Consider the following 18399-nt stretch of genomic DNA (forward strand, 5'->3'; position numbering starts at 1 on the left):
GGCCACGAACACCGCGTCCAGCCCCGGGTCGTCGGCCAGGAGCTGGCGCATCGCGACCGCGCCGGACTCCCGGGTGAAGTCGCCGACCGCGACGATGGAGCGGCGGTCGGAGTCGCGCAGGGCGTCGCGGTAGCCGGTCAGCCGGTCGATCCCGGCGATCATGTCCTGGGGGCCCGCGATGGTGGCGATCCGGCGGCGCCCCTGCTCCACCAGGTGCCGGACCGCGCGTTCGGCGCCCCCGGTGTTGTCCATGTCCACGTATGGAAGATCGCCGGGCACGCCGGGCCGTCCGCCGCAGACCACCGGGACGCCCCGCCGGGTCAGGATCCCCGGCAGCGGGTCGGCGCCGTGCATCGACGCGACGATCACGCCGTCGACGTGCCCGTTGGTGGCGTAGCGCTCGACCCGGCGGTAGCTGCCGTCCGGGCCGGTGAGCATCAGCACGAGCTGCTTGTCGGCCTTCTCGATCTCCAGGCTGACTCCCCGGATGATCCCGGCGAAGGTCGGGTCGTCGGAGAAGACGCGGGTGGCGGGCTCGGGGAAGACCAGGGCGATCGAGTCGGCCCGCTGGGTGACCAGGCTCCGCGCCGCCTGGTTGGGGACGTAGCCCAGCTCCTCCACGGCGCGGTTGACCGCCTCGCGGATCCGCGGGGCCACCCGGGGGGAGCCGTTGATCACCCGTGAGGCGGTCGCCCGGGACACTCCCGCCCGGGCGGCCACCTTCTCCAGAGTCGGTCGGGCCCTCACAGCCCGTTCCGGCGGACGACGTCGCGATACCACAGCGCGCTGTCCTTGGGGGTGCGCCGCTGCGTGGTGTAGTCGACGTGCACGACGCCGAACCGCTTGGCGTAGCCCTCGGCCCACTCGAAGTTGTCCAGCAGCGACCAGACGAGGTATCCGCGCAGGTCCGCACCGGCCTCGATGGCGGCGTGGGCGGCGCGCAGGTGCCCGTCGAGGTAGGACAGGCGGCCGGTGTCGTGGATCTGGCCGTCCTCCACGACGTCGTCGAAGGCGGCGCCGTTCTCGGTGATGATCAGCGGGGTGCCGGGGTAGTCGCGCGACAGCCGTACCAGGAGGTCGGTCAGCCCGAACGGCTGGACCGGCCAGCCCATCGCGGTCCTGGGCACGTCGGGGCGGGGGAAGCCGATCCCCTCGCTGCCCGGATAGGTCGGGTTGGCGGGCGCGCCGGTGCGGGCGGCCACGGTCTGCGGGTGGTAGTAGTTCACGCCGAGCAGGTCGATCGGCCGGCCGATGGTCTCCAGGTCGCCGTCCTCGACGAAGGACCAGTCGGTGAAGCGCTTGGCCCGTTCCACCACGTCGGCGGGGTATTCCCCGCGCAGCACGGGGTCGAGGAAGATCCGGTTCTGCAGGCCGTCGACGATGGAGACCGCCTCGGCGTCGTCGCCGAGCACGGGGGCGAGGTTGAGCGTGATGCCGATCCGGCCCGCGCCCGCCGCGCGCAGTGCCCCGACCGCCAGCCCGTGGCCGAGCAGCAGGTGGTGGGTGGCGGCGAAGCCCAGTCCCGGCTCGGCGCGGCCCGGCGCGTGGATGCCCGAGGCGTAGCCGAGGAAGGCCGAGCACCAGGGCTCGTTGAGCGTGGTCCACGTTTCGACCCGGTCGCCCAGCCGCGCGTGTACGATCGCGGCGTATTCGGCGAACCGTTCGGCGGTCTCCCGGCTGGTCCAGCCGCCCCGATCCTCCAGAGTCTGCGGCAGGTCCCAGTGGTAGAGCGTCGCGATCGGGGTGATGCCGGTCCCGTGCAGCTCGTCCACCAGGCGGTCGTAGAAGTCCAGGCCGCGCGGGTTGGCCGGGCCGGAGCCGTCGGGCTGGACGCGAGGCCAGGAGATGGAGAAGCGGTAGGCGTGCAGGCCCAGGTCACCCATGAGGCGGACGTCGTCGGGGTAGCGGTGATAGTGGTCGCAGGCCACGTCGCCGGTGTGCCCGGCGTGCACCTTGCCGGGGGTCCGGGAGAAGGTGTCCCAGATGGAGGGGCCCCTGCCGCCGTCCCGCGCCGCGCCCTCGATCTGGTAGGCAGCGGTGGCGGCGCCCCAGATGAAGCCTTCGGGGAACCTCAGCACGCCGGAGTCCTCAAGAATGTAGGACTTTTCGGCGGACATGGTCATCTCTTCACCGCTCCATTCTGTTCCGGGAAGTGTGAGAGCGCTCTCTTTGGAGCATCATGGCTGTCTGAGTTACCTGTCAAGAAAATGGGGACTGTAACTGTAATATCACAGTTATTGACAGCGGGAACGCGGGCGGACAATTCTTCCAGAGAGCGCTCTCACACTTCCCGGCAACCATATGGAGGAAGGTCCATGTCGCTCCTCTCACGGACCAACCGCGTCACCTTGGTAGCGAGCACCGTCGGACTGGCGTTGGCCGTGGCCGCCTGCGGATCCACGGAGCCCAAGCCGTCGGCCGGCGGGGACGGCGGTGCGTCGGCCGAATGCGCGGCCTTCAGCAAGTACGGCAAGCACGAGGGCAAGACCGTCAGCATCTACTCTCCGATCCGCGACACCGAGGCCGACCTCTTCGAGCAGGCGTGGAAGCCGTTCGCGAAGTGCACCGGGATGAAGATCACCTATGAGGGCACCGGCGAGTTCGAGGCCCAGATCCAGGTGCGCGCCGACGGCGGGAACCCGCCGGACATCGCCTTCTTCCCGCAGCCGGGCCTGCTGGAGCGTTTCGCCAAGGCCGGCAAGCTCAAGCCCGCCTCGGCCGAGGTGAAGCGGCTGACCGACGAGGGCTGGTCGCCCGACTGGGCCAAATACGCGACCGTCGGCGGCACCTTCTACGGCGCGCCGCTGGGCGCCAGCGTGAAGTCCTTCGTCTGGTACTCGCCGAAGATGTTCAAGGAGAAGGGCTGGACCGTCCCCACGACCTGGGACGAGCTGATGACGCTCTCCAACACGATCGCCGGCACCGGCATCAAGCCGTGGTGCGCGGGCATCGAGTCGGGTGACGCGACCGGCTGGCCGGCCACCGACTGGATCGAGGACGTCCTGCTCCGTGAGATCGGTCCCGAGGGCTACGACGACTGGGTGAGCCACAAGCTCGCCTTCAACGACCCCAAGGTCGTCGCGGCGGTCGACAAGGTCGGCGCCATCCTCAAGAACGACAAGTTCGTCAACGGCGGCTACGGCCCGGTGAAGTCGATCGCCAGCACCGCCTTCCAGGAGGGCGGCGTCCCGATCACGCAGGGCAAGTGCGCGCTGCACCGCCAGGCGTCCTTCTACGCCAACTTCTGGCCCGAGGGCACGAAGGTGGCCGAGGACGGCGACGTGTTCGCCTTCTACCTGCCGGGCAACGACCCGGCCAAGAAGCCGGTCCTCGGCGCGGGCGAGTTCGTGGCGGCCTTCACCGACCGGCCCGAGGTCCAGACCGTGCAGGCATACCTCGCCTCGGCGGAGTTCCCCGCGGCCCGGATGAAGCTGGCCACCTATGTCACCGCGCGCAAGGGCGTCGACCCGGCCCTGGCGCAGAACCCGATCGACAAGCTCTCCATGCAGATGCTCCAGGACCCGGACACGGTCTTCCGGTTCGACGGCTCGGACCTGATGCCGGCCGCGGTCGGCGCCGGCACCTTCTGGAAGGGCATGACCGACTGGATCAACGGCAAGGACACCAAGACGGTCCTCGACTACATCGACGCCTCCTGGCCTAAGTCCTGATATTTACCGATATGTCCGGCTCCGTATAGCCTGCGGGGCCGGGCACGTCGCCCTTCGGCACGATCCTTCCGGGAGATCCCTCCGATGGACTTCGACTTCGCGGCCGAACAGCCCAAGCTCGTCCAGCTGTTGATCGGCGTCGCCGCGTTCCTCGCGGTGGTCGCGGTGATCCTGCTGCTGGTCGACCGCGTCCCGATGCGGCGTCGGGCCTGGCCGCACGCGACGATCCTGCTGCTGCCCGCCCTCGTCCTGCTCGGTATCGGCCTGGTGGTGCCCGCCGTACGGACGACGCTGCTGTCGTTCATGAGCGGCGACGGTCAGCAGTGGGTGGGCCTGGACAACTACGCCTGGATGTTCACCCAGCCCGAGGCCCTGACCGTGCTGCGCAACACGCTCATCTGGGTCCTGCTCGTGCCGTTGCTGGTGACCTCGGTCGGCCTGGTCTACGCGGTCCTGGTGGACCGCACCCGCTTCGAGTCGATCGCCAAGTCGCTGGTCTTCCTGCCGATGGCGATCTCCTTCGTCGGCGCGGGCATCATCTGGCGGTTCGTCTACGCCTACCGCGCCGAGGACCAGGACCAGATCGGCCTGCTCAACCAGATCGTGGTGAGCATGGGGGGCGAGCCCCAGCAGTGGCTGCAGGAGCCCCCGCTGAACACGCTGTTCCTGATCGTGGTGATGATCTGGATCCAGGCGGGCTTCGCGACGGTGGTGCTCTCCGCGGCGATCAAGGGGATCCCGGCGGAGATCATCGAGGCCGCCCGGCTGGACGGGGCGGGCCCGCTGCAGATGTTCTTCCGGGTGACGCTGCCCTCCATCCGCTCGGCCGTGATCGTGGTCATGGTCACCCAGTCGATCGGCACGCTGAAGCTGTTCGACATCGTCCGCACGATGACCGGCGGCCAGTTCGACACCAGCGTCATCGCCAACGAGATGTACAACCAGGCGTTCCGCTACGGCGAGACCGGCAAGGGCGCGGCGCTCGCGGTCTTCCTGTTCGCCCTGGTGACGCCCATCGTGATCTACCAGATCCGGCAGCGCAGGGAGGTCCGGTGAGCGGGCGGAGCGAGCGAGCCGACCTGCACGGCGCCACGGGGACGTGGCCGGCGAAGGAGTCCGCGTGACCACACTGACCCAGACCGTGGCACGGGCCGGGGCCGTCACGGCGCCGCAGCGTGTCAGGCGGCGGCTGACGAGCCGGGTCGCCAGCGCCGTCGCGATCGTCATCGCGGTCCTGTGGACCACCCCGACCTTCGGCCTGCTGCTGTCGTCGCTGCGCCCGGAGGACCAGATCAAGTCCACCGGCTGGTGGACCTTCTTCTCCGACCCGCGGCTCACGCTGGAGAACTACCAGCAGGTGCTGTTCGGCACCTCCTCGTCCTCCGGCCAGATGGCCAGCTTCCTGATCAACTCGGTCGTCATCACGATCCCCTCGGTGCTCCTCCCACTGGCCCTGGCCACCTTCGCCGCCTACGCGCTGGCCTGGCTGCCCTTCCGGGGACGCGAGTGGATCTACATCGGCGTCTTCGCGCTGCAGATCGTGCCGCTGCAGATGGCGCTGGTCCCGCTGCTGTCGTTCTTCTCCCAGGGGGTCGACGTCTTCGGTGTCCAGGTGCTGCCCGCCTGGGACCTGGAGGGTCCTGCCCGCTTTGTCCAGGTCTGGTTTGCGCACACCTGTTTCGCGCTGCCGCTGGGCATCTTCCTGATCCACAACTTCATGGCCGAGCTGCCCGGCGAGCTCATGGAGGCCGCCAGGGTGGACGGCGCCAGCCACGGCACGGTCCTGCGCAAACTCGTCCTCCCGCTGGTCGGCCCCGCCCTGGCCAGCTTCGGCATCTTCCAGTTCCTCTGGGTCTGGAACGACCTGCTGGTGGCCCTGATCTTCGCGGGCGGCACCGCCGAGAACGCCCCCATGACGGTACGGCTGGCGCAGATGGCCGGCACCAAGGGCAACGAGTGGCAGCGCCTGACCTCGGGCGCGTTCGTGTCCGTGATCATCCCGCTGATCGTCTTCCTGTCGATGCAGCGCTACTTCGTCCGGGGGCTGCTCGCGGGCAGCGTCAAGGGCTGATCCGGGGCCGCGGGCCCGGTGACGGCGTCGTGGTCGGAGGTCGCGGGCCCCGGGACGGTGTGGTGGCCGGGCGCGGCGGGCTCGGTCGCGGCCGCGTGCTCCGGGGCCGGGTGCTCCGGGACGGCGTGGTGGCCGGGCGCCGTGGGCTGCGCGGCGGCCGGGTCGTAGAGCCCGGCCGACGGCGGCACCTCGACGACCATGGTGTCGGCGGGGCCAGGGGCGCCGTCCATGACGGCCCGGGCGTGGTCGAGGTGCGAGGCCGCGACCAGCACGTCGTAGCGGCCGGCGACGATGGCGCTGCGCGAGGCGAAGTCCCGCTTGCCGTGGGTGAAGAAGTGGTTGATGAACCCGAACGCGGCCCCCATCACGGCGCCCCAGAGCGCCGCCCAGAGCACGAGAACGATGAACGACATCGTGGTCGAGGTGAACAGCCCGAGGAACATCCCCACCACGGCGCCGAAGGCGGCGCCGCTGCCCGCCCCGGCGAGCGCGGCGCGCCCGTTGGTCATCCGGCCGGTGACGGTCTCCTCCAGTTTCAGGTCGCTGCCGACGATCGCCACGTGCTCGACGGGGAAGCCCGCGTCGGAGAGCGAGTCCACGGCTCGCTGCGCGGCCAGGTAGTTGTCGTAGCCGACCAGGACCCTCCGGTCGACGACGACCTCGGTGGCCAGGGGGGTGGAGAGCTCTGCCATGTCCGTCCGCCTTCCCGTGTGTGGGGGTTGAATCCGGTCTGGCGACTACCCGGCGGCCGGGCGACAATGCGCGATTTCCCGGTGGACCTTGTGCTCGGGGAGGACCTGTAATACTTTCAAACGAAAAGTTTTCATACGAAAGTGGGACATAGGGCGACAAAGCGCCCTGTCACTGTTAAGGTTCTTTAGAAATAGATGCCGCCGGTGGGCGGCGGTACGGGTTGTCCGGAGCTAGGTCCGCGAAGGAACCTGGAATGATCGCATTCATCGTGCTTATCGAGGCAGTGCTCGCGCTCATGGGACTGATGGTGATGTGCCGTCTCACCCGCTGCGCGGGCAGGCCGTTGTCCGCCCACGACCGCCGCGGCCGCGCCGCCGGGGTGCGGCGGCACCGCTGATCGCCCTGTGACGCGCCGGGGCGGGGACGGACCGGAGGCGGCGGCGCCGTGGGCCGCCGCCCGGCCGGGACTACCAGCTCTGGTGGAGGGGCATCCCCTCGGTGTAACCGGACGAGCTCTGGACGCCGACCACCGCGCGCTCGTGGAACTCCTCCAGGGTGGAGGCGCCCGCGTAGGTGCACGAGGAGCGCAGGCCGGCCACGATCGCGTCGATCTGGTCCTCGACGCTGGGCCGGTCCGGGTCGAGATACATCCTGGAGGTGGAGATGCCCTCCTCGAACAGCGCCTTGCGGGCCCGCTCGAAGGGGGAGTCCTCGGCGGTGCGCAGCTTCACGGCGCGGGCCGAGGCCATGCCGAAGTTCTCCTTGTACTTGCGGCCGTCGGCGGCGGTGCGGGTGTCCCCGGGAGACTCGTAGGTCCCGGCGAACCAGGAGCCGATCATCACGTTGGCCGCCCCGGCGGCCAGGGCGAGGGCCACGTCGCGAGGGTGCCGGACGCCGCCGTCGGCCCAGACGTGGCGGCCGAGGCGGCGGGCCTCGGCGGAGCACTCCAGCACGGCGGAGAACTGGGGGCGGCCGACGCCGGTCATCATCCGGGTGGTGCACATGGCGCCCGGGCCGACGCCGACCTTGAGGATGTCGGCCCCGGCCTCGACCAGGTCGCGCACGCCCTCGGCGGTGACGACGTTGCCCGCGGCGACCGGCACGCCCGGGTCGAGCGCCCGGATGGACCTCAGTGCGCTGATCATCTTCTCCTGGTGACCGTGGGCGGTGTCCACCACCAGGCAGTCGACCCCGGCCTCGAGCAGCTCCTTGGCCTTGGCGGCCACGTCGCCGTTGACGCCGACGGCCGCGGCGACGCGCAGCCTGCCGGAGGCGTCGAGCGCCGGCCGGTACAGCGTGGCCCGCAGCGCGCCCGTCCGGGTCAGGATGCCGACGAGACGGCCCTCGGCGTCGACGACCGGGGCGAGCCGGTGGCGGCCTCCGTGGAGCCGGTCGAACGCCTCGCGCGGGTCGAGTCCGGCGGGCAGGGTGAGCAGGTGGTCGGACATGACCTGGGAGAGCTGCGTGTACATGTCCACGCCGCTGCAGTCGCCCTCGGTGACCACGCCGACCGGGCGGTTGTCCCAGTCGACGATGATGATCGCGCCGTGCGCCCGCTTGGGCAGCAGGTTGAGCGCCTCGCCGACGGTGTCGTGCGGGGTGAGGGTGAGCGGTGTGTCGTGGACCAGGTCGCGTGCCTTGACCCAGCCGACGACGTCGGCGACGACGTCGAGCGGGATGTCCTGGGGGATCACGGCGACGCCGCCGCGCCGGGCGATGGTCTCGGCCATGCGGCGTCCCGCCACCGCCGTCATGTTGGCGACGACGATCGGGATGGTGGTCCCGGTGCCGTCGTTGGTCGACAGGTCGACGGCGAGCCGGGAGCCGACGGAGGATCGCGACGGAACCATGAACACGTCGCTGTAGGTCAGGTCGTAGGCCGGTGCCATCTCGTTGAGAAACTTCACGTTCGTCCACCTTATCCGGTGCATAGTCCAAGGTGAGCGTTCCCTGTTTTGGGGTTTCCCAAGAGGGAGCAGCGGTCGGAGAGGGAGCTAAGATCCCATTTGCGTGAATTCAACGGGGTGGCCATGAGGAGGCGCTGTGATCGTTGTTGATCGGCCTGAAATGATCGTCGTGGGGCATGCCGTACGGACCTCGAACGCGGAGGAGGCGGAGCCGGGCAGGGGGCGGCTCGGCGCGCTGTGGGCCCGGGCCGGGGCGCCCGGCGCCTTCGCGCACGTCCCCGGCAGGGTGGACGAGAACATCTACGCGGTGCTGACCGACTACGAGAGCGACCACCACGGTTCCTACACGCAGATCGTCGGGGTGGCCGTCCGCACCGCCGCCGCGCTGCCCGAGGGCATGGTCGCGGTCCGGGTCCCCGGGGTCCAGACGCTGAAGCTGGAGGCCCGCGGGCCGATGCCGGGGGCGCTGCTGGAGGCGTGGCAGCAGCTGTGGAAGCACACCGAGTCCGGTGGCACCCCGCCCCGGGCCTTCACCACCGACCTGGAGGTCCACCACCCGGCGGGCGTGGACGTCTACGTGGCGGTGTTCCCGTCGATGGGGTGATCGTCCCCGGCCCGGGTCCCCGCGGCCCCGGCCGCTCCCGCCGTCCCGCCGGCGCCGGCCGCCTCGGCCGTGCCGCCCCTCTCAGCCCTCCTCGTCGTCCTCGTCGTCCGGCGGCGGGTCGGGCAGCTGCCAGCCCGCCATCAGCGGCGGCAGGATGAGGTGCGTCGTGATCAGGCCGAACATGATCATGGTGACCGCCGCGGCCGGGATCTGGACGATCATCTCGCCCTTGGGCATGGCGGTCAGGAGCACCGCGGCGAGCGCGACGAGGGTCACCGTGGTCCCCCGACGGGCGTTGGCCTGGATCTTCCGGCGCTCGCGGGACTGGCGTTCGTCGAGGTGGTGCTCGGCGAGGCCGACCACTCCGCGGGTGACCCCGACCAGCGCCGAGTAGACCACGACGTAGATCACCAGTGCGGTCCCCGCCAGGGCGAAGGTGGTCCACATGGCGACCGTGCTCGGTGCCAGGTAGCAGCAGACGATCGCGCTGATCCAGATCAGCCCGGCGGACGCGGCACCCGTCCCGACGAGGATCCGGCGGCGCCTGCGGGTGGCGTACCAGGAGCGGGGGGGCCAGTCGCGGTAGCGGACCTCCAACTGCCCGGGGGTCAGCTCGCCCATCATCTCACCTCACTGCCCAGCCGGGGGAACGGTCTCAGGGAGAACACGATCTCCACCGGCACTTCGAAGTACTCGGCGATGCGCAGGGCGAGGAACAGACTGGGGCTGTACTCGCCGCGCTCCAGATAGCCGATCGTCTGGTAGTGGACGCCCAGCGCGGCCGCCAGATCCTTGCGCGAGACGCCGCGTTCGGCCCTCAGCACGGAGATCCGGTTGTATACGTCTTCGGCGGACATCGCAGCAGCCTCCCAGCATTCACGCGCCCTGGGCGGCGAGCTGCCGCTCGGTGAGCCGGGACCCGGACTCCCGCCGGGTCACGCGGCGGATCAGCCCCGGGGCCAGCAGCATCCCGGCGACCGCCCACGCCGCGAGCGCGGCGGCCACCCAGGGCAGGCGCCAGCTCCCGCCGATCTCGGCGGCCAGCATGGAGTCGGGCATGAAGGCCGCGCGCAGGCCGAGCCCCTGCCAGTAGAGCGGGAAGGCCTGGGAGATCCACTGGACGGGCTCGGGCATGAACGTGGCGGGGACCATGACCCCGGAGGTGATCATCAGGATCATCATCGGCAGCCCCAGGATCCTGGCCGCGGACTTCGGTCCGGGGACCATGCAGCCGATGACCGCCCCCAGCGGCACCACGGCGACCGTGCCCAGCAGCAGCACCCAGGCCAGGGTCGGCCAGTCGTGGGGCGGCGCCACCCCGCCCACGGCGATGCCGGTGGCCACGATGAGCACGCTCTGTACGGCGATCTGGCACAGGAAGGTCACCGCCCGCCCGGCGAGATAGGCCGGGACCCCGCCGGGGACGGTCCGCAGCCGCAGGAGCGTGCCCTCCTCGCGGTCGGCGGCGATCGCCATCGGGAGGGTCATCAGGCCGTTGGAGAAGATGGTGAAGGCCAGGAACCCGACCGTCATGAACGTGCCCTGGGAGACGCCCGTCTCCCCGACCTCGCCGTCGCCGATCCAGAGCACCAGCAGGGCGAAGACCCCCACGGTGCCGATCAGGGTGGTGACCAGCTCCTTGCGGTCCTTGACCAGGTGCAGGTGCTCTCTCCAGCCCCGGCGCAGGCCGATGCGGACTGCCTTGAGGTTCATGCCGCCCTCCCGATGAGGCTCAGGTAGTTCTCCTCCAGCGACGGGCGCCGGATCTCCAGACCGGGCACCGGGCCGCCGAACCTGCGGTGCAGCTCCCAGGCCGCCTGGGACGGGTCCGGGGTGGTCAGGACCCGCTCGCGGCCGTCCTCCAGCCAGCGGACGCGTGACTGCGCCTGTACGGCCTCCGCCAGCTCGGACGGGGTCCCGCACACGGCGATCTCCCCGCCGACCAGGATCGCGGTCCGGTGCGCCAGCTTCTCGGCCTCGGCGAGGTCGTGCGTGGTCAGCAGCACCGTGATGCCCTCGTCGGCCGACAGCTTCTCGATCAGCGTGTGGAACTCCCGGCGCGCCTCCGGGTCGAACCCGGTCGTCGGCTCGTCGAGGAACAGCAGCTCGGGGCGGCCCACGATGCCCAGCGCGACGTCCAGCCGGCGGCGCTGGCCGCCCGACAGGCGGCTCGCCCGCTGTCCGGCCTGCGCGGTCAGGCCGAGCGCGGCCAGCAGCTCGTCCGGGTCGCGAGGGTCGTCGTAGAACTCGCCGAGGTGGGCCAGGAGGTCCCGGGCGCTCCACCGCGGATGGTCGCGCCAGTTCTGGAGCACGATCCCGATCCTGGCCCGCCAGGCGTCGGTGCCGCGCGCCGGGTCCACGCCGAGCACGCTCACCTCACCGGCCGATCTGTCCCTGAAGCCCTCCAGGATCTCGACCGTGGTGGTCTTGCCCGCTCCGTTGGGCCCGAGCAGCGTGAAGATCTCGCCGCGCTGGATGTCGAGGTCGACCCCTCGCAACACCTCGGTCGCGCCGTACGTCATCCGCAGGTCGCGGACGGTCACCGCAGTACTCATATGTAGAAATGTAGTACATCTACTACATTCGTACCAACTCCTACGACGAAGGGCGGTACACCTGCGCCAGGTGTACCGCCCTTGAGAAGGGATGCTCGGGCCGGCGGTCAGGTCATGCGAGCACGCCCGCCGCGCGCAGCTCGGCGGCGGTCTCGTCGGACAGCCCCCAGGAGGACAGGTCCGCCAGCCGGGTGGCTGGGGAGAGGTCCTGCTCGGCCACGCCGAGCAGGCGCGGCGCGGGCGCGGGCTGCCGGACGCCGCCGACCTCGACGAAGGCGCCGCGGGCCTTGTTGTGCGGGTGGTCGGCCGCCTCGCCCATCTCCAGCACCGGGGAGACGCACGCGTCCGAACCGTCGAACACCGCCTCCCACTCGGCGCGGGTCCTGGACCTGAACGCCTCGGCCAGCCGCTCGCGCAGCGCGGGCCACTGGGACCTGTCGTCCCGGTCGGGCAGGTCCTCAAGGCCCATCAGCGAGACCATCTCCGCCCAGAACTGCGGCTCCAGCGCGCCGACCGCGAGGAACCCGCCGTCGGCGGTCTCGTAGGTGTCGTACATGGGCGCGCCGGTGTCGAGCAGGTTGGTCCCGCGCGGGCCCCAGAAACCGCTCTGGACGCCGTGGTAGAACATGGCGAACAGCGTCGCCGCCCCGTCGACCATGGCCGCGTCGATCACCCGGCCCTCGCCGGTCCGCTCCCGCTCGATGAGCGCCAGCAGCACCCCGTAGGCCAGCATGAGGCCGCCGCCGGCGAAGTCGCCGAGGATGTTGATCGGCGGGGTGGGGCTGCCGCCCGCGCGGCCCAGCATCGACAGCACGCCGGAGACCGCGATGTAGTCGATGTCGTGCCCGGCGGTCGGCGCCAGCGGGCCCTCCTGCCCCCAGCCGGTCATCCGTCCGTAGACCAGGCGCGGGTTGACCGCGTGCAGGTCGGCGGGGCCGATGCCGAGCCGCTCGGCGACCCCGGGCCGGTAGACCTCGATGACCACGTCGGCGTTCTTGGCCAGCTCCTTGAAGGCGGCCACGCCCTCGGGCGACTTCAGGTCCAGGCCGATCGTCCGTTTGCCGCGGTCCATCACGTCGGGGCGCGGCCTGTCCCCCGCGGCGGCGACGGTGGCGGCGCGCTCCACCCGCAGCACCTCCGCGCCGTGGTCGGCCAGCATCATCCCCGCGAACGGCCCGGGGGCCAGGCCCGCCAGCTCAAGCACGCGGACTCCGGCCAGCGGGCCCTTCCTGGTCACGCGCTCCATCGACATCTCCTCGGGTGCGGTCTCGGCTCGGGCCGGGTGCGGCCCGCGCTCGGTGACGGCACCCTTCCCTCCCGGCCAAGTAGAACAACATTCGGCTTTCGGTGGCAAGACATGCCGCGTCGAGCCGCCTGGCACCTGGGTGTTATGGGAAACTTGCGCCTTATCTGAATGGGATCTAGGGGTTACGCGATGACATATCCGCACAGTGAACGGGTGGTCGCTGGGCGTTACCGGCTGCTGCGAGAGCTCGGCCGGGGTGGCATGGGCGTGGTGTGGGAGGGATACGACACACTCCTCGACCGGCCGGTCGCGGTCAAGGAAGTGCTGCTCCCGCCGAACCTCGCCCCGGCCGAGCACGAGCGCCAGCTGACCCGCACCTCGCGCGAGGCCCGGACCGCGGCCCGGCTCAACCACCGGGGCATCGTGGCGGTCTACGACGTGGCCGAGCAGGACGGCCGCCCCTGGATCATCATGGAGCTGGTCAGGGCCCGGGGCCTGGACCAGCTCGGCCCGCTGCCCGTCCAGCAGGTCGCCGACATCGGCCGCCAGGTGCTGTCGGCGCTCCAGGCGGCCCACGAGGCGGGGATCCTGCACCGCGACGTCAAGCCCAGCAACATCCTCCTCGCCCCCGACGGCCGGGCCGTGCTGACCGACTTCGGCATCGCGACCGTGGAGGGCGACACCTCGCTCACCCAGACCGGCATGGTGACGGGCTCGCCCAGCTTCCTGCCGCCGGAACGCGCCACCGGCGAGGACGCCGGCCCCTGGTCCGACCTGTGGGCGCTCGGCGCCACCCTCTACGCGGCGCTGCTGGGCCACGGCCCCTTCGAGCGCACCACCGCCATCGCCACGCTCGGCGCCCTCCTCACCGAGGAGCCCGACTTCGGCCGGGTGCCCCCCGCGATGCGGGAGGTGCTCACGGGCATGCTCCAGCGCGACCCCGCCCACCGGCTGACCCCCCAGCAGGCCGACATGCTCCTGGCGGAGGCGGCCGGCGACCCCACGGCGGCGGCCCGCCGTACCGGCGCCACGGGGACGGCGCCCCGCCGTACCGAACGGCACCGCAAGGCGGAGGCGCCCACCTCCGCGATGCCCAGCAGGCGGAGACGGGACCGCGGCCGTGGCCGGTTGCCGTTGATCGTGGCCGCGGTGGTCGTCCTGGGCGGCGGGGGAGCGGCGGCGGCCGTGGCGATGACGCGGTCCGACCCGCCGGGCTCCTCGCAGGCCGGTCCGGTCTCCGACACCTCCACCGTCGACGCCGGCGCCGGCGCCACCGCGCCCACCCAGACCGAGCAGCCGGCGGAGTCCCCCACCCCCAGACCGTCCAGGACCCGCAGGCCCGTCGAGGCCGGACAGCAGTGGAAGCTGTGGCGGGCCAAGGCGCCGGAGAACTGGTCCATCCGGTATCCGGCGGGCTGGCGGGGCGACTGGGCCGCCGAGACGGGATACACCCAGTGGTTGCGCCCCGACGGGAGCGCCCACATGTCGGTGGAGACGCTCCCCGGCCCGCATGACAGCGTCGAGTCGCTCCAGGGGACCGTCAGGGACGACGTGGCGCAGTGGAGCGAGATCCTCTCCGAGGACACGGCGAAGGTCCCCGTGGCCTACGGCTCCGCCCTCCAGTGGGAGTTCACCTGGGAGATGAAGGACAGCGGCGGCGTGCCGTGGGCCCGTTCCGGGGTGACCTACCACGAGGTGCGCCGCTTCATCGGGGTCGGTGACACGATCATGGTGCTGAGCTGGACCACCGCCGACGGCGAGTGGAAGGGGCAGATCGGCCAGATGAACCAGGCGTTCAAGAGTTTCCACCCGCGCGGAGGAGAATGACATGACCTGGAGGGTGCTGGCGCTGCCGCCGCTGCCCGAGGAGGCGCTGCGCCACCTGCTCGGCCCGCTGGGCGGGCGGGTCGACGTGTCCGTCCCGGCGGCCCGTGACAGGGCGGCCCTGCTCGCCGCCCTGCCGGAGGCGGAGATCGTGGTCGGTGACTGGAGCGGCGCGCTCGTGCTGGACGCCGAGGCCGTCGCCGCCGCCCCGCGCCTGGCGTTCGTCCAGCAGCCCTCGGTGGGCGTGGACGGCCACGACCTCGACGCGCTGGCCGCCGCCGGGGTGCCGCTGGCCAACACCGCGGGGGTGAGCGCGGTCGCCGTGGCCGAGTGGTGCTTCGCCGCCGCGCTCGCGCTGTCGCGCCGGCTGCTCGACGCCGACGCCGCGGTCCGCGCCGGTGGCTGGCCACAGCTCGACCTCGGCCCCCGGGAGCTGTCCGGCTCACGCGTGGGCATCGTCGGCTACGGCCCGATCGGCGAGGCGTGCGCCCGGATGTTCGCCGGTCACGGCTGCGAGGTGTCCTACTGGACGCGGCGCCCCCGCGAGGTGCCCTACGCCTATCGGGAGCTGCCGGAACTGGTCGCCGTCTCCGACGTGCTCGTGGCGGTGGTCGCCCTGTCGGAGGAGACCCGGGGCCTGATCGACCCCTCCCGGATGCCCGCCGGATCGCTGCTGGTCAACGCCGCCCGCGGGGGAGTGGTGGACCAGGAGGCGCTGGTGTCGGCGCTGGAGTCCGGGCATCTGGGCGGCGCGGCGCTGGACGTGTTCGACACCGAGCCGCTGCCGCCGGGCGACCCGCTGCGCGACAGCCCCCGGGTGCTGCTGTCGCCGCACGTGGCCGGGGTGACCTCGCAGTCCACCGGTCGGCTGCTCCGGCGCGTGCTGGACAATCTGGAGGCCGCGGTGGAGGGGCGCCCGGTGGCCGACGTGCTCAACGGGGTGGAGCCGGTGGTCCGCCGACGCCTCGCGGACGGGCGGACGTAGAGTTTCCGCGCGTTTAACGTGTCCGGTCTGGCTCGGAGGACACCCGAGATATAACGTGCTAGGGCCGATCTTTACTATGAGGGCTCTGGGGGTGAGGTCCTGTGCAACAGATGACACAGATGTCGGCGCATCGGCGCGCCGTCGAGCAGATCAGGGAATCCTACGCCGCGATCCCCGAGGACGCGGTGCCCCGGCTGGCCAAGGCGACCACGAACCTGTTCCGCTTCCGGGACGGCTCCTCCGGGGCGAAGCTGTCGGCCCGGGACCTGGACCAGGTCATCGAGGTGGACCCGGTGACCATGACCGCAGAGGTCCAGGGCATGACCACCTACGAGCACCTGGTGGACGCCACGCTCGCGCACGGGCTCATGCCGTACGTCGTGCCGCAGCTCAAGACGATCACGCTGGGCGGAGCGGTGACCGGGCTGGGCATCGAGTCGACCAGCTTCCGCGACGGGCTGCCGCACGAGTCGGTGGAGGAGCTGGAGATCCTCACCGGCGACGGCCGGATCGTCGTGGCCCGCGACGACAACGAGCACCGCGACCTGTTCCGTGCCTTCCCCAACTCCTACGGCACGCTCGGTTACGCGCTCCGGATCCGGATCAAGCTCAAGCCCGTCCAGCCGTACGTCCGGCTGACCCACATCCCGTTCAGCGACGCCGACAAATGCATGATCGCCATGAAGGAGATCTGCGAGCGCGGTGAGCACGACGGCGAGCCGGTCGACTTCGTGGACGGCACCTTCTTCGGTCCCGGCGAGCTCTACATCACCGTCGGCCGCTTCGCCGAGCGGGCGCCATACCTGTCCGACTACACCGGCATGCGCATCTACTACCGGTCGATCCAGACCAGGACCCGTGACTGGCTGACCGTCCGCGACTACCTGTGGCGCTGGGACACCGACTGGTTCTGGTGCTCGCGCGCCTTCGGCGTGCAGGGGGCGCTGGTGCGCTCGCTCATGCCGCGCAAGTGGATGCGCTCCGACGTCTACCGCAAGCTCGTCGGCCTGGACCGCAAATACGGCCTGGTCGCCCGGGTGGACCGGTGGCGGGGGCAGCCCGTCCAGGAGTCGGTCATCCAGGACATCGAGGTGCCCGTCGAGCGGGGGGCGGAGTTCCTGGAGTTCTTCCACGACAAGGTCGGCATGGAGCCGGTGTGGATGTGTCCGCTGAAGTCCACCGGCGAGTGGCCGCTCTACCCCCTGGAGCCGGGGCGGCTGTATGTGAACTTCGGCTTCTGGGGGACGGTCCCGCTGCCCCGGGGCCAGTTCGACGGTTACTACAACCGGCTCATCGAGAACAAGGTGCACGAACTGGACGGGCACAAGTCGCTGTACTCGACGTCGTTCTACTCCCGGGATGAGTTCTGGCGGTTTTATAACGGAATCGCCTACTGGCCCGTCAAGCGGGCATACGACGCGGGTGGCCGGTTGCTCGACCTCTACGACAAGTGTGTACGGGGGCGTTAGGAGGTTGATTCTGTGAAGCTCGCAGAAATCTTCGAAAAAGTCATAGGTACCGAGGCGGACATCCGGTTCGCCGCTTATGACGGCAGCAAGGCCGGCCCGGCCGACGCCGACATCACCGTCGAGGTGAGGTCCCCGATAGCAGTGGCCTACCTGGCGCAGGCCCCCGGCGAGCTCGGTCTCGCCCGGGCCTACGTGTCCGGGCATCTCGACGTCCACGGGGACATGTACTCCCTGCTGTCGCGGATGTGGTCGCTCACCATCAACGACATCCCGACGAGCGAGAAGCTCGCGGCCATCCGGGCCCTCGGCGTCAAGCCCCTGCTGATGCGGGTGCCGCCGCCTCCCCAGGAGATGCGGCGCAGCATGCTGGCCAGGATGGGCAGCAGGCACGCCAAGCAGCGCGACGCCGAGGCGATCCACCACCACTACGACGTCTCCAACAGGTTCTACGAGTGGGTGCTGGGCCCGTCCATGGCCTACACCTGTGCGGTCTTCCCCAGCGAGGGGTCCACGCTGGAGGAGGCGCAGCACGCCAAGTTCGACCTGGTGGCCAAGAAGCTGGGCCTGAAGCCCGGGATGCGGCTGCTGGACGTCGGCTGCGGCTGGGGCGGCATGGTCATGCACGCCGCCCGCGAATACGGCGTGAAGGCGCTGGGCGTCACCCTCTCGCGCCAGCAGGCCGAGTGGGCGCAGAAGGCCATCGCCGACGCGGGACTGGGCGACCTGGCCGAGGTCCGTCACATGGACTACCGGGACGTGAAGGAGAGCGACTTCGACGCCGTCAGCTCGATCGGACTGACCGAGCACATCGGCAAGGAGCAGCTGCCGTTCTACTTCCGCTTCCTGTATGACAAGCTCCTCCCCGGCGGCCGGATCCTCAACCACTGCATCACCCGGCCGACCGGCACCGAGAAGACCATCAACGCCGGCGGCTTCATCAACCGCTACGTCTTCCCCGACGGGGAGCTGGAGTCGGTCGGCTACCTCATCCGCCAGATGGAGGATCTCGGCTTCGAGATCCGCCACGAGGAGAACCTGCGCGAGCACTACGCCCAGACGCTCCGCTACTGGTGCGCCAACCTCGACGAGCACTGGGACGAGGCGGTCCAGGAGGTCGGCCGGGGCACGGCCAGGGTCTGGCGGCTCTACATGGCCGGCTGCGTGGTCGGCTTCGAACGCAACAAGATCCAGCTCCACCAGGTCCTCGGCGTGAAGCTCGACTCCGAGGGCGCGGCCCACATGCCGCTCCGTCCCTCTCTCGACTGGCCCTGAGTCCTCTCGACTGGCCCTGAGCCTTGATGCTCGGTGAAGAGGTGCGCACCATGCTCGGCTGGGAGGCCGAAGATCACACCGAACGCTGGGTGTACCGTCAGT

At 70.7% G+C, this 18399-nt stretch carries 18 protein-coding genes; 9 read left to right on the forward strand and 9 right to left on the reverse strand.

Annotation, left to right across the window (positions count from 1 at the left end; all coding sequences use genetic code 11):
* A partial coding sequence (locus ACWDS7_RS35015) for a LacI family DNA-binding transcriptional regulator (protein ID WP_451932742.1) occupies positions 1 to 747 on the reverse strand: 747 nt, incomplete at its 3' end.
* The gene (locus ACWDS7_RS35020; protein ID WP_451932743.1) at positions 744 to 2123 is read right to left on the reverse strand and encodes a GH1 family beta-glucosidase; all 1380 of its coding nucleotides are present in this window, start codon (positions 2121 to 2123) and stop codon (positions 744 to 746) included. The genes ACWDS7_RS35015 and ACWDS7_RS35020, both read right to left, overlap by 4 nt.
* A gap of 192 nt (positions 2124 to 2315) precedes the next feature.
* On the opposite strand from ACWDS7_RS35020, the gene ACWDS7_RS35025 reads away from it, so the two are divergent.
* The 3 genes from ACWDS7_RS35025 to ACWDS7_RS35035 all read left to right on the forward strand — a co-directional run bounded on the left by ACWDS7_RS35025 (position 2316) and on the right by ACWDS7_RS35035 (position 5742).
* Complete coding sequence (locus ACWDS7_RS35025; RefSeq protein WP_306866662.1) at positions 2316 to 3671, forward strand: ABC transporter substrate-binding protein; 1356 nt, start codon at positions 2316 to 2318, stop codon at positions 3669 to 3671.
* An 84-nt stretch (positions 3672 to 3755) separates the two neighbouring features.
* Positions 3756 to 4727 carry a carbohydrate ABC transporter permease gene (locus ACWDS7_RS35030; protein ID WP_451932744.1) on the forward strand — a complete coding sequence of 324 codons (972 nt, stop codon included), beginning with the start codon at positions 3756 to 3758 and terminating at the stop codon, positions 4725 to 4727.
* A 64-nt stretch (positions 4728 to 4791) separates the two neighbouring features.
* Entirely contained in the window at positions 4792 to 5742 is a 951-nt protein-coding gene (locus tag ACWDS7_RS35035; RefSeq protein WP_451932745.1) for a carbohydrate ABC transporter permease, read from the forward strand.
* Here the strand turns inward: ACWDS7_RS35035 and ACWDS7_RS35040 are convergent.
* On the reverse strand, positions 5700 to 6434 hold the full coding sequence (locus ACWDS7_RS35040; RefSeq protein WP_451932746.1) for a general stress protein: 735 nt from the start codon (positions 6432 to 6434) through the stop codon (positions 5700 to 5702). The two genes, ACWDS7_RS35035 and ACWDS7_RS35040, sit on opposite strands and share 43 nt — an antisense overlap.
* A gap of 254 nt (positions 6435 to 6688) precedes the next feature.
* On the opposite strand from ACWDS7_RS35040, the gene ACWDS7_RS35045 reads away from it, so the two are divergent.
* Complete coding sequence (locus ACWDS7_RS35045) at positions 6689 to 6832, forward strand: hypothetical protein (RefSeq protein WP_451932747.1); 144 nt, start codon at positions 6689 to 6691, stop codon at positions 6830 to 6832.
* Positions 6833 to 6902: 70 nt separating this feature from the next.
* Here the strand turns inward: ACWDS7_RS35045 and ACWDS7_RS35050 are convergent, their stop codons facing one another.
* Entirely contained in the window at positions 6903 to 8342 is a 1440-nt protein-coding gene (locus ACWDS7_RS35050) for a GuaB1 family IMP dehydrogenase-related protein (RefSeq protein WP_451932748.1), read from the reverse strand.
* A 136-nt stretch (positions 8343 to 8478) separates the two neighbouring features.
* Between ACWDS7_RS35050 and ACWDS7_RS35055 the strand changes: the two genes are divergently transcribed.
* Positions 8479 to 8946 carry a GyrI-like domain-containing protein gene (locus ACWDS7_RS35055; RefSeq protein WP_306866679.1) on the forward strand — a complete coding sequence of 156 codons (468 nt, stop codon included), beginning with the start codon at positions 8479 to 8481 and terminating at the stop codon, positions 8944 to 8946.
* A gap of 81 nt (positions 8947 to 9027) precedes the next feature.
* On the opposite strand, the gene ACWDS7_RS35060 is transcribed toward ACWDS7_RS35055, so the two are convergent.
* The 5 genes from ACWDS7_RS35060 to ACWDS7_RS35080 form a co-directional block, all read right to left on the reverse strand.
* Positions 9028 to 9570, reverse strand: coding sequence for a hypothetical protein (locus tag ACWDS7_RS35060; RefSeq protein ID WP_451932749.1), 543 nt, complete (start codon positions 9568 to 9570; stop codon positions 9028 to 9030).
* A complete protein-coding gene (locus ACWDS7_RS35065) occupies positions 9567 to 9803 on the reverse strand; it encodes a helix-turn-helix transcriptional regulator (RefSeq protein WP_306866685.1) in 237 nt (78 codons plus the stop codon). Before ACWDS7_RS35065 ends, ACWDS7_RS35060 begins: the two co-directional genes overlap by 4 nt.
* A 19-nt stretch (positions 9804 to 9822) precedes the next feature.
* Positions 9823 to 10659 carry an ABC transporter permease gene (locus ACWDS7_RS35070; protein WP_306866687.1) on the reverse strand — a complete coding sequence of 279 codons (837 nt, stop codon included), beginning with the start codon at positions 10657 to 10659 and terminating at the stop codon, positions 9823 to 9825.
* Positions 10656 to 11501 (reverse strand): ABC transporter ATP-binding protein, encoded by an 846-nt coding sequence (locus ACWDS7_RS35075; protein WP_451932750.1) that lies wholly within the window; start codon positions 11499 to 11501, stop codon positions 10656 to 10658. Before ACWDS7_RS35075 ends, ACWDS7_RS35070 begins: the two co-directional genes overlap by 4 nt.
* 112 nt (positions 11502 to 11613) lie before the next feature.
* A complete protein-coding gene (locus ACWDS7_RS35080) occupies positions 11614 to 12747 on the reverse strand; it encodes a CaiB/BaiF CoA transferase family protein (RefSeq protein WP_451932751.1) in 1134 nt (377 codons plus the stop codon).
* A 213-nt stretch (positions 12748 to 12960) separates the two neighbouring features.
* Here ACWDS7_RS35080 and ACWDS7_RS35085 point away from each other — a divergent pair, with 213 nt between their 5' ends.
* The 4 genes from ACWDS7_RS35085 (at position 12961) to ACWDS7_RS35100 (ending at position 18297) form a co-directional block, all read left to right on the forward strand.
* Complete coding sequence (locus tag ACWDS7_RS35085; RefSeq protein WP_451932752.1) at positions 12961 to 14574, forward strand: serine/threonine-protein kinase; 1614 nt, start codon at positions 12961 to 12963, stop codon at positions 14572 to 14574.
* A gap of 1 nt (position 14575) precedes the next feature.
* Positions 14576 to 15556 carry an NAD(P)-dependent oxidoreductase gene (locus tag ACWDS7_RS35090; protein WP_451932753.1) on the forward strand — a complete coding sequence of 327 codons (981 nt, stop codon included), beginning with the start codon at positions 14576 to 14578 and terminating at the stop codon, positions 15554 to 15556.
* Positions 15557 to 15675: 119 nt separating this feature from the next.
* The gene (locus ACWDS7_RS35095; protein ID WP_451932755.1) at positions 15676 to 17025 is read left to right on the forward strand and encodes an FAD-binding oxidoreductase; all 1350 of its coding nucleotides are present in this window, start codon (positions 15676 to 15678) and stop codon (positions 17023 to 17025) included.
* A gap of 12 nt (positions 17026 to 17037) precedes the next feature.
* A complete protein-coding gene (locus tag ACWDS7_RS35100; RefSeq protein ID WP_451932754.1) occupies positions 17038 to 18297 on the forward strand; it encodes a class I SAM-dependent methyltransferase in 1260 nt (419 codons plus the stop codon).
* Positions 18298 to 18399: the final 102 nt, after the last annotated feature.

The sequence above is a fragment of the Streptosporangium sp. NPDC003464 genome (assembly GCF_053588315.1).